Raw genomic sequence first — 16,404 nt, 5'->3', positions numbered from 1 at the left:
GCGCAGCGCGCCGTTCGCGTCCTGTCCACGGCCGTACCAGACGGGTTCGCCGTCGAGCGCGAGCAGCACGCATTGATGCACATAGAACGACCAGCCGTCGTAGCCCGTGAGCCACGCCATGTTGGTCGGGTCGGTGACTATCAGCAGATCGATCTGCGCCTTTTCCATCGCCTTGCGTGTCTTCGCGATGCGTGCGTCGTATTCGGCGCGATCGAATGGCAGGCGTACCGATGGTCCCTTGGCAGGCGGGTCCTGTTTCGTTGTATCTGACATCGTTCTTTTCTCCTGGCACGAACTCGTCGCAAAAGTGGCGTCCCATGCACCTAAATGAGGCGCCAACGGGTATTGCTCGCCGCAGTCTAATGCTGCGAAAAATAGGCTCCCAATGTGCTAGTTCAATCTTCGTCGACGGGTCGAACGAGGGCGCAATGGTGCGTTGCATAGTTGATGAATTGCCTCGCGATGCGCTTATAGGTGTTGTCCCTGATGCGAATGTCCGCTCTTCCGCATTGCCCTTTGCACCAAGGCGTATCCGGCTTTTTGCGGCTCTGAAAGAATTGTTCTAGAGCAATCGGATCACGAATATGGCTTTGTATGCTGGTTCGCGTAGCCGCTCTTCCTGCACTGCTGCAACACGCACTCACCCCACGCAGGCGTGATGAACGGAACCCTGACCAATATGAAAACCGCGCGAGTGACCCTAATGCCAAGCGCTTCAGGAATTGCCCAGGAGACTCTTTCGCCGGATGTGCAGGCCGCCGCTGGCGATGCCTCTTCCATTCGCGAGAAGACGTCGACGCCGACTACCAGGCCGCTGATCAGGATCGATCGCATCACGAAGCGCTATGGTGCGCTGACCGTGCTCGACGAGCTTTCGCTCAATGTGATGCCGGGCGAGAAGCTCGCACTGATCGGTCCATCGGGATCAGGTAAGACCACCATCCTTCGCATCCTGATGACACTCGAAACGATCGATGGCGGCCATATCGAGGTGGATGGCGAACAGCTCTTCCACATGCAGCGCGGCGGCCAGATGGTTCCCGCGAACGAGCGTCATCTGCAGAAGATGCGCGAGAAGATCGGAATGGTCTTTCAGCACTTCAATCTCTTTCCGCACAAGAGCGTGCTCGACAACGTCACGCTCGCGCCGATCCTGACAAAAGGCGAGAGCCGCGAATCTGCTGAAAAGCGCGCGCTGGAACTGCTCGACATGGTCGGCATGGCCGACAAGGCGAAGAGCCGGCCCGCGCAACTTTCCGGCGGACAGAAGCAACGTGTCGCGATTGCGCGGGCGCTTGCGCTCGCACCGAAGATCATGCTTTTCGATGAAGTCACTTCGGCGCTCGACCCGGAGCTCGTCGAAGAAGTCCTCAATGTGATGCAGCGGCTCGCCAAAGAAACCGACATGACGATGCTGCTCGTCACGCACGAAATGGGCTTTGCGCATGATTTCGCGGACCGCGTGCTGTTTTTCGATCGCGGCAGGATCGTCGAAGAAGGCAAGCCCGAGGACATATTCAGACATCCGGAACACGAGCGGACTCAGGCGTTCCTGCGCAAGATCATCGCCGCCGGTCACAGGATCTGATCGACCCACATCACTTATCGCAAGACCACTACGTACAACACGCACACCACCAGGCCTAGGAGCCAAAAACCATGAAACTGAAGGCGATTCTGATCACGGGGACGTTGTCGGTGCTAACTCTGGCCTGTTCCGCAGCCAATGCAGAGGACAAGCTGACCCAACTCAAGGAGCAGGGCTTTGCGCGTATCGCCATTGCCAACGAACCGCCGTTCACGGCAGTGGGCGCCGACGGCAAGGTGACGGGCGCTGCGCCCGACGTCGCGCGCGCGGTCTTCAAGAAGCTCGGCGTCAACGATATCGTCGCGTCGGTCTCCGAATATGGCGCGATGATTCCGGGCCTCGCAGTGGGACGGCATGACGCAATCGCGGCTGGCCTCTTCATGACGCCGCAGCGCTGCGCGGCCGTCGCGTACTCGGAGCCTGTGCTCTGCGCAGTGGAAGCGTTCGCCGTCAAGAAGGGCAACACCAAGAGCATCAAGACCTACGATGAAATCGCCAAAGACCCGAAGGCGGTGATCGGCGTCGAGGGCGGCACCACCGAACAGAAGCTGGCGACGGCGGCTCATATTCCGACGGACCGTATCGTCATCGTGCCGGACGGACAGAGCGGGCTGAAGATGCTCCAGGACGGCCGCATCGACGCGTTCGCGCTGCCGTTGCTCTCGATCAGCGATCTGCTTTCGAAAGCAAAGGACGGCAGTCTGGAATCGATCGCGCCCGTGCAAGGCACGCCGGTGCAGTGCGACGGCGTGGCGTTCCGCAAGCAGGACACGGCGCTGCGCGATGCGTTCGACGTCGAGCTGAAGAAGATCAAGGCATCCGGCGAGTTCGCGAAGATCGTCGAGCCATACGGGTTTTCGGCAAAGGCGGCAATGTCGACGAGCCGCGACAAGCTGTGCTCGGCGTCGAACTGAGTCTGCACAAACCGGCTAGTGCGCGATTCACTCGTGCGCTAGCCAGCCGTTTAGCTGCCTTCGAGGTGCGCTTATGAACCACTGGTCCGGCTATCTGACGCTGATCATGAAGGGCGCCGTAGCGACCGTCGAACTCACGTTGATGGGAGCGGTGCTTGCGCTCGTGATGGCGTTCGTCGCAGGCCTTGGCCGCCTGTCGCCGTTCGCTGCGGTGCGCGCGCTCGCCACCACGTATATCGAGTTCTTTCGCGGCACATCGGTATTCGTCCAGCTGTTCTGGGCTTATTTCGTCTTGCCGATGATCGGGCTCACGCTCACGCCGCTGCAGGCAGGCGTGCTCGCACTCGGCCTCAACGTGGGTGCGTACGGCGCGGAAGTGGTGCGCGGCGCGATCGTCGCGGTCGGCCAGGAGCAACGCAGCGCGTGCATTGCGTTGAATCTGTCCGTCTATCAGCGCATGCGTCATGTGATCCTGCCGCAAGCGTTGCCGTTGATGCTGCCCACCTTCGGCAACAACGCAATCGAGTTGCTCAAGGGCACGGCAGTCGTGTCGCTGATCTCGCTCGGCGACATGACATTCCAGGCGCAGGTGGTGCGCTCGCAAACGGGCAATACGCTGATACCGTTTGCGACGATTCTCGCGCTTTACTTCGCAATGGCGTGCCTGATTTCGTTCGGCATGCGCAAGCTGGAACGCCGGATGACGTTCGGTCTCGACGGCATGAGGAGATAAGAGCATGGAATGGGACTGGAGTTTCGCGTTCGGGATTCTGCCGATCCTGTTGCAGGGTCTGGAGATCACCGTGCTCGCGACGTTGCTCGGCGCGATCGCGGCAGCCGTGATCGGCATGGTGTTCGCGATCCTGCGCCTCGCGCCGAACCGGGCGGTGTCGCGTACGACGACGGCGGTGGTGAGCTTCATTCGCGGCACGCCGTTGCTCGTGCAACTGTATTTCGTGTTCTATGTGCTGCCGGATATCGGCATCCGCATGCCCGCTCTCGCGGCGGGCGTGCTCGTGCTCGGCGTGCACTACGCGACTTATGCAGCGGAGGTGTATCGGACGGGCATCGAAAACGTGCCGCGCGGGCAGTGGGAAGCCGCCAAGGCATGCAACCTGAACGCGCAGCAGATGTGGCAGCACGTGATCCTGCCCGAAGCGGTTCCGCCGATGTTGCCCGCGCTCGCGAACTATCTGATTTCGATGTTCAAGGAGACGCCGTTGCTGTCGGCGATCACCGTGCTCGAACTGATGAACGAAGCGAAGATCATCGCGAACACGGACTACCGTTACCTCGAGCCGATGACTCTGGTCGGCGTGCTTTTTCTGTGCATCAGTCTTGTGGCCGTGGTCGGCGTGAGACTGCTCGAAAAACGCTTTCCCGCTCTGGGGCATTGACCGATGGCAATCGTCATTCATCCGCTGGACGCAGTCCTTCAACTGGACGCACGCGCTATCGACAAGCGCATCGGCCTTGTGATCCTCGCGACCGATCACACGACGGAACCCGATTTCGCAAGGCTCGTCGCGAATGAACGGATCGGCATCTACACGAATCGCGTGCCATACGCGAACCCGGTGACGCCCGACAACCTGCGCGCGATGCAGCCTTCGCTCACTGCGGGCGCTGCGCTGATCCTGCCTGACGAACCGCTCGACGTGGTGATGTACTCGTGCACGTCGGCTTCCGTGATGATCGGAGACGAGGAGATCGAGCGGGCGATTCGCGCGGCGAAAACCGACGCACATATCGTCACGCCGACAATGGCCGCCGTGACCGCGCTGAGAACGATCGGCGCGCGGCACATCAGCGTGCTGACGCCCTATACCGTCGAGACCAGCCAGCCGATGGCCGAGTATTTTGCCGCTAAAGGCTTCGTGATCGACCGCTTCACGTGCATCGGACTGACCGACGACCGCGAAATGGCGCGGATTTCGCACAGCGATATCGTTGCATTTGCGCGCAATGCGATGGCGCTGGAGTCGGATGCGCTCTTCATTTCGTGCACGGCGGTGCGGGCAGCGGCCGTCATCGGGCGAATCGAGGCTTTGCTCGGCAAGCCTGTCGTGAGCAGCAATCTCGCGACTGCGTGGATGTGCCTGCGCCTTTGCGGCGACAACGAACCTAAACCACGCTTGGGGGAGCTGATGATGTGGCCGCTTCCTGCTGCGGACGCGCTACTGGAGGCATGACATCACGGCGAGGCGTCGGTCAGCGATAAAGTTCGCGCCGGTATAATGGGCCAACCAATCCAAGACCGGCCTTCGATGTCGAGCATCGCCAAACTCTTGTCCATCCTCGAGTTGTTTTCCGAGTCACGGCCGTTTCTTTCGGCTGAACAGATCGCCGCTGAACTGGATTGTTCGATACCCACCGCGTACCGGTATGTGCGTGAGCTTGTCGAGTCGGGCATGCTGTTGCGCTTTGCGGGCGGTGATTATGGCCTCGGCCCGCGCATCATCACGCTCGACTACCACCTGCGCGTTTCGGACCCGTTGTTGAAGGCAGGGCAACCCGTGATGCGCGAGATAGCCGATCGCTCGGGATTCGATGTGGTGATGTCGCGCTGGTATGGCAATGAACTGGTCGACACGCATCGCGAAACGCACGATGCGACGCTCGATCTGCGATATGGCCGCGGCCGCCCACGGCCGCTTTTTCTGGGCGCGGCACCGAAGGCGATTCTGTCGACCTTTCCGAAGGCCAAGCTTGCCGCACTATTCAACGAGTACGCCGCGGAGATTTCATCGAGCGGTTTGGGCGACTCGCTGGAAGAATTCCGCTCCAGGCTGCTGAAAATACGGCGCGCGGGCTACTACCTGTCGAACGGTGAACTGGATGAGGGCGTATCGGCGATCGCCTCTCCGCTTTTCACCGACGATTCGGGAGAAGCCGTGGGCGCGCTCGCACTTGTCGTGCCGAGCCAACGCCTCGAGCTCTTGAACTTCGATCGGCTCGTCGAAACAGTGAAGGAAGCGGCGGCGCGTGCGTCTTCGCGCGCGCGGTCCGTCATCGAAGGATGACGGCAGGTTTCTTCTCAGGGCCGCTTTTCAGCTGATCCCCATTCGCTCTGCCATTTCCGCTTCCCACTCGTCGCGCGGCCTGAATCCGGGCAGCGTGCGCGCGTGCCGTTCGACGGCTGCAAGAAGCGCGTCGTCCGGCAGCGAGAAATCAACGGGCACGCGCATCGGCTGATCCACGTACCACGGCGTGTCGATAAAGATCTCCAAACGGTTTCCTTCAGGATCTCGCGCGTAGAACGAGATCGCATTGCCGTGCGTGACGGGCGCGATCTCCTCCAGTTTTTCGTCGATGAAGCGCTGGTGAAAACGCCTGAGTGGAAACTCGCGTCTGTCATACGCGGCGAAGATGGCGACGGCCTGCTCGACACGTACGAATCCGAACGCTCACCGCATGTGCGCGAGTTCATCGAAACGGCCGTGAAGCTCGGCGCCGTGATCCAGTCGAAGCCCGAAGTAGCGGGCGCAACGAATGATGGCGTGCCGCCGTGTTTCGAAACTTCGTCACACCTCAGCCGAGACTCGGGCCTGGCGCCCACTGCGGCAATGATCAGCCGATTGCGGGCAGCATCGCGCGGTAGCCGCGCCTGTCGGACGAGCGTCTGCTCGATGACGCCGTCGGCTATCGACACGCGCTCGTGCTCAGTTCCGAGACACTCGCTGCGCATCCGGAGCTCGAAGAGGTAGCGGAGTCCGCGAACGTCGCTCTGGTGACGGATGGCGCGTCTGCCTTGCGTGAATGGCTGGCGGAGGCGGGTGTTGTCGCGATTCTTGTGAGGCCGGACCGGTACATCCAAGGTGTCGCGCATGATGCCGCCGATCTGCACGCATTGCTTGCAGTTGCCTTTCCGCGGGTGCGGGCGATGAGTGAGTGAGCGCTACGTGCGTCGGGAGCACGTGCGCGGGCCGGAATCCTCGCCGCGGATCTTCATATTTCAACCGTATAGTTGAAGAATACTGGTCGCGTATGTCGCCTCAGACGACGCCTTGATCCGAAAAATTGTCTGCTCGGCCCTTATTTGACGGGGCACAGTGCGCATATCAAGGTAAACACGTAGGCCGCAGTCGTTGACTCCTCATGGCGGCGTGCCAATAATTCAACTAATGAGTTGAAATTTTGCATCAGAACGGGCGAATCGGGAAATCGCGGTTTCGGCCGTGAGGCCTTTCGGGCAAAACGCGGCTGGATACGGGACGCACGGATGCGGTTCGCGATCCCTCGGCGGTCGGCTTTCCAGTGCGCCCCGTCTTGATGCAACGCCCTGCATGGGACGCAGACGTTCGAATGACGCACGGCGGCGCAAGCTTCAGTGCCGATCGCGAACTATACGACTAGTAGTACTAATTAGAAGAGAGCCGGCGTAGCCGGTTTCAGGAGACAGACATGAAGCATCGGGTGGTGGCTGCCACTTTTGCCGCGATGTTCGCAGGCGCGGCACACGCGCAAAGCAGTGTCACGCTGTACGGCATCATCGACGACGGCATCAGCTACATCAGCAACCAGGGCGGTCACAGCACGGTGAAGATGGACAGCGGGATCGCGCAATCGAGCCGCTGGGGGTTGAAGGGCACGGAAGACCTGGGAGGCGGTCTGCGTGCTGTTTTCACGCTGGAAAACGGCTTTGATCTGAACACGGGCATTGCGGGACAGGGCGGGTCGCTTTTCGGCCGACGCGCATTCGTTGGCTTGTCGAGCGACACGTTCGGGACGTTGATCGCAGGTAACGACTACGACTTCATCTACGACTACGTGACCTACTACACGAACGTCACGCAGTTCGCGCCGTCGTACTCGTTTCACCTCGGCAACGACATCGACCGTCTCGCCGGCGAACAGGTGCACAACATGGTGCGCTACGAGACACCGACCGTGCATGGTTTCGGCGCGGGTGTGATGTATGGCTTCAGCAACGCAGCGGGAGCGTTCGGCGGCTCGCCGTCATCGGCGCGCGTGTTGAGCGTCGGGCTCAAATACAGCCCGACGGGGAGCTTCAACGCACCGTACTCGTTTGGCGCGGCGTTCACGAAAACCGACGGCGGCAACAGCGGCCCGGGAACGGGCGGCACGATTGCACAGGTGGCGCTGGGCGCAAAATCGATCTACACCGCGGCCTTCGGCGGGCTGGTGAAGCTCGGCAACTTCGGCATCAACGGCGTGTACACCTATACGAACGCATCCGACAGTCCGCTCGGCACCATAACTGCGAATGCGTACGAAGCCGGCCTCACCTGGCAGGCGACGCCGTATTTCCAGCTGGGAGCGGGCTTCGCGTATGTCGATGAGCGCAAGCGCGGCAAGTTCGACATTGCGAGCGCGGGTCTCGACTATCGCCTGTCGAAACGTACCGACGTGTTTACGTTCGCCACATATCAGCACGCGTTCGCTGGCGCGAGCGTCGCGGGCAACTTCCTCGCGGTGACACCGTATTCGATGTCCCCCAAGCTGCCGAACGGCGTGGGCGCGTCGTCGTCGCGTAACCAGACGGCCGTGCAACTCGGCGTCCGTCATCTGTTTTGAAAGGAGAGCGCGTCATGAGCCGTCCTGTGAGCACGAAGGCGTTGCCCGCGCTCGAGGCATCGTCGAAAGAGAAAACGGCCGCGAGCGTGTGGGTCGTATGCGGTGCTGCAATCGGGTTGATGTTCGGATTCGGTCCGCTGTTTTTTAGTGTCATCGGCATTTTCCTGAAGCCGATGACAGCGACGTTCGGCTGGGGACGCTCCGATGTCGCGATGCTGCCTATGCTCGCGATGGCGGGCACCGCGCTGGGCGCGCCCGTCGCCGGCTATCTTGCGGACCGGATTGGCTGGAGCAAGGTCATCGCGGGCGCGATCGCGCTCTTTTCGATGTCGCTCGGCGCGCTCGCCGTGGCGCCGGCCAACCATGCGTATGTCGCCGTTGTCGGCTTTCTGATCGGCTTTCTCGGCGCGGCGACGACGGCGGCGGGCTATCTGGCCGTATTGCCGCGTGTCTTCGACAAGCGGCTCGGCATGGCCCTCGGATTCGCGATGATCGGCACGGGGCTCGGCGGGTTCTTTGCGCCCATCGCCGCCAACCGGCTTGGCGTGATGATGGACTGGCGTCATTCGTTCGCTGTGTGCGGGTTGGCGGCGTTGGTATTCGGCATCGTCGCTCATCGACTGTTGTTTCGAAACGTGCGCATCGAGAAGGGCGCCGGCGCGAGCGTGCAGACCGTTTCGCTCGAAGCGGGACTTACGCTCCGACAAGCGGTGCGCGGCTATCGCTTCTGGCTGCTCGCCGTCGTGATGTTCGTGATTTCGAGCGCGATTCTCGGCGGCTTCGTACACCTTGCCGCGTTCGTCAGCGATCGCGGTCTTGGCCGCGATGTCGGCGCGCAGGCGGCGGGCGTCGTCGGCGCGGGTCTTGCGATAGCGCGAGTCGGTCTTGGCGCGCTGCTCGATCGCGTGTTCGCTCCGTTCGTGGCTCTCGTCAGCTTTGGCATCGGCGCAGTGGGCTTTGCGATCTTCCTCACCGACGCGGCGCAGGTCCCCGCGATGATCGTTCTGGCAGCGCTGCTGCTCGGCATTTCGACGGGCTCCGAAGGCGATCTGATTCCGTTCCTGACGCGCAAGTACTTCGGCAAGCGCTCGTTTGGCTCGATTTACGGCTGCCTGTTCGGCGCGGCGACGCTCGGCGGCGCGGTCGGTCCGTTCCTGTACGGCATCGCGTTCGACCGCTTCGGGTCATATACGGTCGTGCATGAAGTGTCGTGTGCGGCCTGCATCGTCGGCGCGGTGGCGATCCTGCTTCTCGGGCGGTATCCGGCAGCGCCAGCGGGGGACGAGCAGTGAAACTTCCCGATGCCGCCAGCACGCGATCGCGCACTTCGGTGATCGTGGTTGGCGCCGGTCCGACAGGGCTGACGCTTGCCAACGTGCTGGGCATGCACGGCATCGACGTGACGCTCATCGAGCGCAAGCCGTCGACCGTCGCGTCTGCCGCGGCCTGCTCGTCCATTTTCAGACAGAGACGTGGGAGACACAGGATGGCCACGTCCATGACAACGGCAGCACTGCCGCAAGGGATCGACGCGCCGCGAGCGTTGAGCACGCGCAACAAGGCATGGATCGTGTTCGGCGCTGCGCTGGGTCTGACGGCCGCGACGTCGCGGCCCAGGCGGCGGCCGTGGTCGGCATCGGACTTGCCGTCGCACGCGTCGGCATCGGCGCCGTGCTCGATCGCGCGTTCGCGCCACTGGTTGCGTCGGTCGCCTGTCTCGCCGGCGCTGCTGTGTTCCTGGTACTCACGACCGACTTCATCCGTCTGCCGGGCATGGTCATGCTGAGCGCGCTGGTGCTCGGTCTCGCGACGGGCAGCGAGGGCGACCTGATTCCGTATCTCGCGCGCCGCTATTTCGGCAAGCGCCATCTGGGCGCGATCTACGGCGCACTCTTCGGCATCTCGACGCTCGGTGGCGCAATCGGCCCATTCGTCCACGGGGCGGTGTTCGATCACTTCAAGTCGTATGCGCCGATTCATGACGTATCCAGCGTGCTGTGTCTGTTTTGCGCGGGCGCGATCCCGTTGCTCGGCCGCTACCCTGAGCGGTCCACATCGACGCTGGCGCCCGGTGCGGCGCAGTGACAACGCAGACTTGGACTTCAAAACGCTATACATCGGCCCGTCTGCTGGGCGATAATGATTCAACGATTCAACCAACCAGTTGATTGACTGGAGGAGCACATGACGAATTCCCTGAGCGGTGCCTTGCGGGGCGTACGCGTTCTCGACCTGACACACGCGTTGGCTGGCCCCTTCTGCTCGCAGGTTCTGGGCGATCACGGCGCCGATGTGATCAAGGTCGAACCGCTGGAAGGCGACTTCTTCCGCCGCATCGGCCCGTTTCGCGACGACGATCAGGAGCGCCACTACGGCGGGCTGTTCCAGTCGTGCAACCGGAACAAGCGGTCTATCGCTCTGAACCTGAAAAGCACCGAAGGTCTGGAGACGTTCCGTACGTTGGTGCGCAGCGCTGACGTGCTGGTCGAAAACTACCGCGCTGGCGTGCTGACCAAGCTCGGCATCGGCTACGAGCAACTGAGGGAAATCAATCCGCGTCTCGTCTACACGTCGGTGCGTGGCTTCGGCGACAGGCCGGGCGGCGCGAGTCCTTACATGGACTGGCCGGCATTCGACATCGTTGCGCAGGCAATGGGTGGCTGGATGGGCATCACGGGCGAAGACGAACTGCATCCCGTGAAGGTCGGCGGCGGCCCCGGCGATACAGTGCCGGGCCTGCATGCAGCCTTCGGCACGATGGCCGCTTTGTGGCACGCAAAGGCGACGGGGCAGGGACAGTACGTCGATGTCGCGATGACAGATTCGATTCTCTCGATGTCGGAGCTTCTCGTCAGCCAGTATTCGTATCGCGGCGTTTCGCAGAAGCCGGTGGGCAACAATCTGCCAGGTCTCGCGCCGCAAGGCACGGTGCGCGCGAAGGACGGCATGATCGCGATCGCGGCGCCGCACGATCCGCAATGGCTGCAGCTGTGCAGACTGATGGGCCGCGACGATCTGGCGAAAGACCCGCGATTCGGCTCCGAAACGCTGCGCTGGGAAAACAATGACGCACTGACCAGCGAAATCGAGGGGTTCACCATGCGCTACACCAAGACGGAGCTGCGCGAAATGTTCGGCGGGAAGGTGCCGTTCAGCCCGATCTACACCGCGGAAGAGATTTTCGCCGATCCGCATTTCGCGGCTCGCAACATGCTGCCGAAGGTCGAGCATCCAGGGCTGGAAGGCGAGGTCTCGGTGCCGGGCGTGCCTGCGAAGCTGTCCGTCACGCCTGGGGCCGTGCGCCATCGCGCGCCGAAACTCGGCGAGCACACGCGCGAAATCCTGCGTGAAGCAAACTTTGCCGACGCTCAAGTTGAGCGCTTGATCGCGGAAGGCGCGATCGGCGCGCCAGTGTAAAATCGAACCCTATGTCCACACGCCCCGACGACGCCGCGCTGCCGGCTACTATCGAACGTCCGGCCGGTCGACGCCGCAAGGCGCCGCCCGTTGTCCGTCACGAAGACAAGCGCCTTGCGATCCTGCGCATCGCTGCGCAGCTTTTCGCGCAGAACGGGTACGAAGCCACGTCGCTTGACATGATCGCCGATCAGATCGGCATGCATAAGGCGACGCTGTACCACTACATCAAGAACAAGGAAGAGGTGCTGTATTTCTGCCTCGTGAAGTCGTTCGAGAATCTCGACGAAGTAGTGGAAAAGGTGAAGGATCGCAGCGTGCCGACGTTGCAGCGGCTGCGCTACTTCGCGCAGAGCCTCGCGCATGCGCAGAACAGCGACTTCGGCCGTTGTCTCGTTGTGGTGGGCCTGCGTCCGCTGACGACGGAAGCGAGCCTCGATATCCGCCGCTTCCAGCGCCGGCTCGATACGACCGTGCGCGACCTGATCACGGAAGGCATCGCCGCGGGAGACATCAAGCCGTGCGTGCCGGCTCTGCTGTCAGCGATGCTGTTCGGCATGCTGAACTGGGTGCCGCAGTGGTATCAGGAGGATGGGAAGTACAGCATCGACGAAGTCGTCGAGACGTTCATGACGATGCTGATTCAAGGCATTGCAGCCAGGCCTCAGCGCTAGGCACAGCGTCACGAAGAAAGAAAGGCGGGCAGGTTCCCGCCTTTTTTGTAGCACCTCAAAACGCGCGCGGCCGCCTGCAACAGGCGGCCGCGTTTCGTTTACAGCTTGCGAGCGATCAGTTCCTTCAGGATTTCGTTGGAGCCGCCATAGAGTCGCTGAATGCGCGCATCCATCATGAACTGGCAGATCGGATATTCGGCCATGTAGCCGTAACCGCCGAACAGCTGCACGCATTCGTCGATCACCTTCCACTGCACTTCCGAGCACCAGACCTTCGCCATCGCGGCTTCTTCTGCCGACGGCGGGTTGACGCCCTCCACCAGGCGCTGGATCAGGCTGTCGATGAACACGCGGCCGATGCGCACCTGGCTCACGCACTCGGCGAGCTTGAATTTCGTGTTCTGGAAGTCCCACAGCGTCTGGTTGAACATCTTGCGCTGCTTGACGTGATCGAGCGTCAGCTCGATCGCGCGTTCCGTGCTGGCGATTGCTGTAACGGCGATCGTCAGGCGCTCCTTCACGAAGCTGTCCATCATCTTGCCGAAGCCGTTGCCTTCCACGCCGCCGAGCAGATTCTCTGCCGGCACGCGTACGTCGTCGAGGAAGATTTCGCAGGTATCGAGGCCGTGTTGGCCCATCTTCTCGAGAATCTTGTTGACCTTGAAGCCGCTCACCTTGTCCTTCTCGACCATGAAGAGCGAGATGCCCTTCGCGCCGGGGCCGTTCGTGCGCGCGGCGACGATGGCGAGCTCGGAGCGCGAGCCGTGCGTGATGAACATCTTCGAGCCGTTGAGCACGTACTCGTCGCCCTCGCGACGCGCCGTCGTGCGAAGCGTCTTGATGTCGGTGCCGCAGTCCGGCTCGGTGGCCGCGAACGCCAGCAGCTTTTCGCCGCGGATGATGGGCGGCAGCCACTTGTCGATCTGCTTGGGCGTACCCGTCAGGATCAGCGTGGTCGGCGCGCCGATCACGCCCGGCACGTAGCCCCAGGCGGTGTCGCAGGCGCGCGCCTGCTCTTCCATGATCACGACGTCATGCGCGTAATTGCCGCCGTGACCGCCGTATTCCTCCGGATAGCTGACGCCGATCAGGCCCAGCTCTCCCGCCTTCAGCCACACCGACTTGTCGATGTAGTGCTGCTTGCGCCACTTTTCCTGGTGCGGCGTGACTTCCTTCTCGAAGAAGCGGCGTGCCGTCGTGCGCAGCATGTCCAGTTCTTCCGTCATCCACGGCGAACGATAGTTACCGAACAGAGATTCCACGGTGTCTCCTTGATTCTCATCTGAATTGATCAACCATACGGTTGGCTAATGTGAAAAAGGCAAATGATCTTCTGGCGCAATGGCCTTTCAGACAGTATTGTCGATGGATGTGCAAAAAGTCAACCGTCTAGTTGGTTGACTTTTTTATCGGCGACTCCTATAGTCGATTCCACGCCAGCGAAATACCTCAGAAGACAGGGCGAATCATGGAGACAGATATGGCGGACAACCTACTGAATGCCGTTGACTGGTCGGGCTGCGGACTGCTCGGCAACTGGAAAGCACTTGCCGGCGGGCACATCGACGTCGTGGAGCCTGCCACCGGCCTGCAACTGGCGACGACGGGCAAGGCCAATGCGCGGGACGTGGGCGAAGCGTGCGCGCTGGCGGCCGCTTCACAAGCCGCGTGGGCGGCGATGCCCTATCCGTCGCGCGCGGCGATCTTTCGCAAGGCCGCGGCGCTGCTCGACGCGAACCGCGCTCAATACGCCGAATGGATCGTGCGCGAAACGGGCGCGATCGGACCGAAGGCCGGTTTCGAAATCGAGTCTGTCGTGCATCTGCTGCATGAAGCGGCCGCGATGCTGACGCAGCCGCCGGGACTCATGCTGCCGAGCCAGCCGGGCGTCCTCAGCATGGCGCGGCGCGTGCCGCATGGCGTCGTCGGGGTGATTTCGCCGTTCAATTTTCCTTTCCTGCTGACGTCGCGCGCGACGCTGCCCGCGCTCGCAACAGGGAACGCGGTCGTTCTGAAGCCCGATCCGCGCACGCCCGTGTCGGGCGGCGTGCTGCTCGCGCTGTTGCTTCAGCAGGCGGGCTTGCCCGAGGGCGTGCTGAGCATGCTGCCCGGCGAAGCCGATGCGGGCGAGGCGCTCGTCACCGACCCGGATGTCGGGATGATTTCGTTCACGGGATCGACGTCGGTCGGTCGTCGTATCGGAGAGCTTGCGGGCAAGCATCTGAAGAAGGTCGCTCTCGAACTGGGCGGCAAGAACTCGCTCATCATTTGCGACGACGCAGACTTCGATCTCGCCGTATCGGGCGGCAGTTGGGCTTCGTGGCTGCATCAAGGCCAGATCTGCATGAGCGCGGGTCGTCATCTCGTTCACGAATCGATCGCCGACGCCTACGCCCAGCGCATGGCCGACAAGGCGAAGCAACTGCCCGTCGGCAACCCGCATACGGGCGACGTCGCGCTCGGTCCGATCATCACGCGCAAGCAGGTCGAGCGCGTGCAGCAGATCGTCGACGAATCGGTGCGGATGGGCGCGAAGCTGCTCGCAGGCGGAAGCGGCGAAGGCCGCTTCTATCAGCCGACCGTGCTCACGGATGTCACGCCGGAGATGCCCGCTTTCCGCGACGAAATCTTCGGGCCGGTCGTGTGCATCACGCCGTTTGCTTCGGATGACGAAGCGATCGATCACGCCAACGACAGCGAGTACGGCCTGTCGGCCGGCATCTACACGCGCGACGTGGGCCGTGGAATGGCGATCGCCGACCGGCTCAGGACGGGCCTCGTGCACGTCAACGACCAGACCGTGAACGACGACGGCACGATGCCGATGGGCGGACGCGGCGCGTCGGGCAACGGCTCGCGTCACGGCGGCCCCGCCAACTGGGACGAGTTCACCCAATGGCGATGGATCACGGTGCGGCAGACGCCGCCGCAATATCCGCTCTGACACGCGCTCCGACACGGTAATGGCGGCCCTGCGGCGCGCCACTTCTTTGAATCAGGACAACTAGCCAACGCTGCCCGACCGCGCTTCTCGCACGCCAGCCGCCGAGCGCGGCAGGGCTTCTTTACCTCTGCCTACTGGAACCAACTGGAACCATCATGAAGATCGTCAAAGTCGAAGTCATTCCCGTTTCCACCCCGATGAAAAAGCCGATGATCATGCCGAACACGCGCATCGAGGCGATCGACAGCGTCATCCTGAAGCTCACGTGCGATGACGGCACGGTGGGCTTCTCGGATTCGGGCGACACGTCGTCGTGGTACATGGGGGAGATGCAGGGCTCGATCATGTCGATGATCTGCGACGTCATCGCGCCGCGCGTTCTGCTGGGCGAAGACCCGCGCAACATCGAGAAGCTCGTCGGCAAGATGGACCTGCTCGTGCGCGACAACAACCAGGCGAAGGCGACCGTCGACTTCGCGCTGCACGATCTCAAGGGCAAGCTCTTGAACGTGCCCGTGTACGAGTTGCTCGGCGGGCGCACGATCTCGGGCGCGGCGATGGGCTGGGTGCTGTCGGCGGGCACGCCTGAGCAGGTGGCGGCCGAGGCGATCGTTGCGCACAAGCAAGGCTTCCAGTTGCTGAAGATGAAGACGGGCTTCGGCAGCGTCGAAGACGACATCCGGATGGTGTACGCGGTGCGCGAGACGGTGGGCAAGGACATCCGTCTCACGGTCGACGCAAACGGCTTCTGGAACTACGAGACGGCGCTGCGCACGATTCGCCGCCTGGACGACGCGAACCTGGAGCTGATCGAGCAGCCGCTGCCGCACTGGGATATCGAAGGGATGGCGCGCCTGCGCGCCCAGGTGCGCACGCCGATTTACGCTGACGAGGCGGCCAAGGAACTGCATCACATCAAGGACATCATCGACCGGCGCGCAGCCGATGGCCTCTTCATCAAGTTGCAGAAGGCCGGCGGGCTGCTTAAGTCGCAGCGCTGGCTGACGCTCGCGCGACTCTCGGGGCTGCCCGTGATGTGCGGCTGCATGATCGGCTCGGGTCTCGAGCACAGCCCGTCCGCGCATCTGTGGACGAGCAACCAGTGGGCATCGCAATTCCTGAACGAGTCGACGGGACCGCTGACGATTCACGGTGTGTGGGAAAGCAAGGACATCGCACCGGGCACCGACATCGCGCTGAACGTGCCGCGCTTCGAAAACGGCTACACGTACCCGAACGAGGGCCCCGGTCTGGGCATCGAGCTGAACGAAGAGTTCCTGGTGCGCAACCTCACGAAGGGTAAGCAAGCGCGCGTGGTGGCGCTGTGAC

The 16,404-nt window shown here is 62.4% G+C and carries 17 protein-coding genes and 2 pseudogenes; 16 read left to right on the top strand and 3 right to left on the bottom strand.

The genetic code is table 11. The features are described from left to right. A partial coding sequence (locus BN2476_RS33495) for an aminopeptidase P family N-terminal domain-containing protein (RefSeq protein WP_173819688.1) occupies nucleotides 1-273 on the bottom strand: 273 nt, incomplete at its 3' end. 406 nt (nucleotides 274-679) lie between these two features. Here BN2476_RS33495 and ehuA point away from each other — a divergent pair. The 6 genes from ehuA to BN2476_RS33465 all read left to right on the top strand — a co-directional run bounded on the left by ehuA (nucleotide 680) and on the right by BN2476_RS33465 (nucleotide 5,525). Beyond that, complete coding sequence (gene ehuA / locus BN2476_RS33490) at nucleotides 680-1,588, top strand: ectoine/hydroxyectoine ABC transporter ATP-binding protein EhuA (protein WP_143811106.1); 909 nt, start codon at nucleotides 680-682, stop codon at nucleotides 1,586-1,588. Nucleotides 1,589-1,659: 71 nt separating this feature from the next. Beyond that, complete coding sequence (gene ehuB, locus BN2476_RS33485; protein ID WP_087738472.1) at nucleotides 1,660-2,502, top strand: ectoine/hydroxyectoine ABC transporter substrate-binding protein EhuB; 843 nt, start codon at nucleotides 1,660-1,662, stop codon at nucleotides 2,500-2,502. Nucleotides 2,503-2,575: 73 nt separating this feature from the next. Beyond that, nucleotides 2,576-3,235 (top strand): ectoine/hydroxyectoine ABC transporter permease subunit EhuC, encoded by a 660-nt coding sequence (ehuC, locus tag BN2476_RS33480; RefSeq protein WP_087738471.1) that lies wholly within the window; start codon nucleotides 2,576-2,578, stop codon nucleotides 3,233-3,235. Nucleotides 3,236-3,239: 4 nt separating this feature from the next. Further along, complete coding sequence (gene ehuD, locus BN2476_RS33475; protein ID WP_087738470.1) at nucleotides 3,240-3,899, top strand: ectoine/hydroxyectoine ABC transporter permease subunit EhuD; 660 nt, start codon at nucleotides 3,240-3,242, stop codon at nucleotides 3,897-3,899. Between the two features lie 3 nt (nucleotides 3,900-3,902). After that, a complete protein-coding gene (gene eutA / locus BN2476_RS33470) occupies nucleotides 3,903-4,694 on the top strand; it encodes an ectoine utilization protein EutA (protein ID WP_087738469.1) in 792 nt (263 codons plus the stop codon). 75 nt (nucleotides 4,695-4,769) lie between these two features. Beyond that, entirely contained in the window at nucleotides 4,770-5,525 is a 756-nt protein-coding gene (locus BN2476_RS33465; protein WP_087738468.1) for an IclR family transcriptional regulator, read from the top strand. Between the two features lie 27 nt (nucleotides 5,526-5,552). On the opposite strand, the pseudogene BN2476_RS33460 reads toward BN2476_RS33465, so the two are convergent. Then, nucleotides 5,553-5,840: pseudogene (locus BN2476_RS33460) on the bottom strand (VOC family protein); the annotation flags it as partial. On the opposite strand from BN2476_RS33460, the gene BN2476_RS33455 reads away from it, so the two are divergent. The 8 genes and pseudogenes from BN2476_RS33455 (at nucleotide 5,778) to BN2476_RS33425 (ending at nucleotide 12,131) form a co-directional block, all read left to right on the top strand. After that, nucleotides 5,778-6,209, top strand: coding sequence for an FAD-dependent monooxygenase (locus BN2476_RS33455; RefSeq protein ID WP_087738467.1), 432 nt, complete (start codon nucleotides 5,778-5,780; stop codon nucleotides 6,207-6,209). The pseudogene BN2476_RS33460 and the gene BN2476_RS33455 sit on opposite strands and share 63 nt — an antisense overlap. Further along, nucleotides 6,161-6,397 carry a hypothetical protein gene (locus tag BN2476_RS47055; protein ID WP_162497897.1) on the top strand — a complete coding sequence of 79 codons (237 nt, stop codon included), beginning with the start codon at nucleotides 6,161-6,163 and terminating at the stop codon, nucleotides 6,395-6,397. The genes BN2476_RS33455 and BN2476_RS47055 overlap by 49 nt, the downstream gene beginning before the upstream one ends. A gap of 509 nt (nucleotides 6,398-6,906) precedes the next feature. Further along, the gene (locus BN2476_RS33450) at nucleotides 6,907-8,040 is read left to right on the top strand and encodes a porin (RefSeq protein WP_087738466.1); all 1,134 of its coding nucleotides are present in this window, start codon (nucleotides 6,907-6,909) and stop codon (nucleotides 8,038-8,040) included. A gap of 14 nt (nucleotides 8,041-8,054) precedes the next feature. After that, entirely contained in the window at nucleotides 8,055-9,332 is a 1,278-nt protein-coding gene (locus BN2476_RS33445) for an MFS transporter (RefSeq protein ID WP_087738465.1), read from the top strand. Then, nucleotides 9,251-9,469: pseudogene (locus BN2476_RS49565) on the top strand (FAD-dependent monooxygenase); the annotation flags it as partial. The gene BN2476_RS33445 and the pseudogene BN2476_RS49565, both read left to right, overlap by 82 nt. 134 nt (nucleotides 9,470-9,603) lie before the next feature. Next, nucleotides 9,604-10,125 (top strand): MFS transporter, encoded by a 522-nt coding sequence (locus BN2476_RS48695; RefSeq protein ID WP_235851075.1) that lies wholly within the window; start codon nucleotides 9,604-9,606, stop codon nucleotides 10,123-10,125. A gap of 99 nt (nucleotides 10,126-10,224) precedes the next feature. Next, nucleotides 10,225-11,457, top strand: coding sequence for a CaiB/BaiF CoA transferase family protein (locus BN2476_RS33430; RefSeq protein WP_087738462.1), 1,233 nt, complete (start codon nucleotides 10,225-10,227; stop codon nucleotides 11,455-11,457). 11 nt (nucleotides 11,458-11,468) lie between these two features. After that, nucleotides 11,469-12,131: a TetR/AcrR family transcriptional regulator gene (locus tag BN2476_RS33425; RefSeq protein WP_087738461.1), complete on the top strand. Its 663-nt coding sequence runs from the start codon at nucleotides 11,469-11,471 to the stop codon at nucleotides 12,129-12,131. 98 nt (nucleotides 12,132-12,229) lie between these two features. Here the strand turns inward: BN2476_RS33425 and BN2476_RS33420 are convergent, their stop codons facing one another. Then, nucleotides 12,230-13,393 carry an acyl-CoA dehydrogenase family protein gene (locus tag BN2476_RS33420; protein WP_235851071.1) on the bottom strand — a complete coding sequence of 388 codons (1,164 nt, stop codon included), beginning with the start codon at nucleotides 13,391-13,393 and terminating at the stop codon, nucleotides 12,230-12,232. A gap of 206 nt (nucleotides 13,394-13,599) precedes the next feature. Between BN2476_RS33420 and BN2476_RS33415 the strand changes: the two genes are divergently transcribed. Together BN2476_RS33415 and BN2476_RS33410 are read left to right on the top strand one after the other, a co-directional pair. After that, entirely contained in the window at nucleotides 13,600-15,075 is a 1,476-nt protein-coding gene (locus BN2476_RS33415) for a benzaldehyde dehydrogenase (protein WP_218274568.1), read from the top strand. A 155-nt stretch (nucleotides 15,076-15,230) separates the two neighbouring features. Further along, the gene (locus BN2476_RS33410; RefSeq protein ID WP_087738459.1) at nucleotides 15,231-16,403 is read left to right on the top strand and encodes a mandelate racemase/muconate lactonizing enzyme family protein; all 1,173 of its coding nucleotides are present in this window, start codon (nucleotides 15,231-15,233) and stop codon (nucleotides 16,401-16,403) included. Nucleotide 16,404 lies beyond the last annotated feature (1 nt).

The organism is Paraburkholderia piptadeniae (assembly GCF_900007165.1).
GTDB classification, from domain to species: domain Bacteria; phylum Pseudomonadota; class Gammaproteobacteria; order Burkholderiales; family Burkholderiaceae; genus Paraburkholderia; species Paraburkholderia piptadeniae.
The sequence above is the reverse complement of the archived record's forward strand: the minus strand, read 5'-3'. Positions and strand labels throughout refer to the sequence as shown.

Coding starts and splice junctions, on each gene's coding strand:
- ehuA (WP_143811106.1), top strand. CDS start 680: ATGAAAACCGCGCGAGTGACCCTAATGCCAAGCGCTTCAGGAATTGCC.
- ehuB (WP_087738472.1), top strand. CDS start 1,660: ATGAAACTGAAGGCGATTCTGATCACGGGGACGTTGTCGGTGCTAACT.
- ehuC (WP_087738471.1), top strand. CDS start 2,576: ATGAACCACTGGTCCGGCTATCTGACGCTGATCATGAAGGGCGCCGTA.
- ehuD (WP_087738470.1), top strand. CDS start 3,240: ATGGAATGGGACTGGAGTTTCGCGTTCGGGATTCTGCCGATCCTGTTG.
- eutA (WP_087738469.1), top strand. CDS start 3,903: ATGGCAATCGTCATTCATCCGCTGGACGCAGTCCTTCAACTGGACGCA.
- BN2476_RS33465 (WP_087738468.1), top strand. CDS start 4,770: ATGTCGAGCATCGCCAAACTCTTGTCCATCCTCGAGTTGTTTTCCGAG.
- BN2476_RS33450 (WP_087738466.1), top strand. CDS start 6,907: ATGAAGCATCGGGTGGTGGCTGCCACTTTTGCCGCGATGTTCGCAGGC.
- BN2476_RS33445 (WP_087738465.1), top strand. CDS start 8,055: ATGAGCCGTCCTGTGAGCACGAAGGCGTTGCCCGCGCTCGAGGCATCG.
- BN2476_RS48695 (WP_235851075.1), top strand. CDS start 9,604: ATGGATCGTGTTCGGCGCTGCGCTGGGTCTGACGGCCGCGACGTCGCG.
- BN2476_RS33430 (WP_087738462.1), top strand. CDS start 10,225: ATGACGAATTCCCTGAGCGGTGCCTTGCGGGGCGTACGCGTTCTCGAC.
- BN2476_RS33425 (WP_087738461.1), top strand. CDS start 11,469: ATGTCCACACGCCCCGACGACGCCGCGCTGCCGGCTACTATCGAACGT.
- BN2476_RS33415 (WP_218274568.1), top strand. CDS start 13,600: ATGGAGACAGATATGGCGGACAACCTACTGAATGCCGTTGACTGGTCG.
- BN2476_RS33410 (WP_087738459.1), top strand. CDS start 15,231: ATGAAGATCGTCAAAGTCGAAGTCATTCCCGTTTCCACCCCGATGAAA.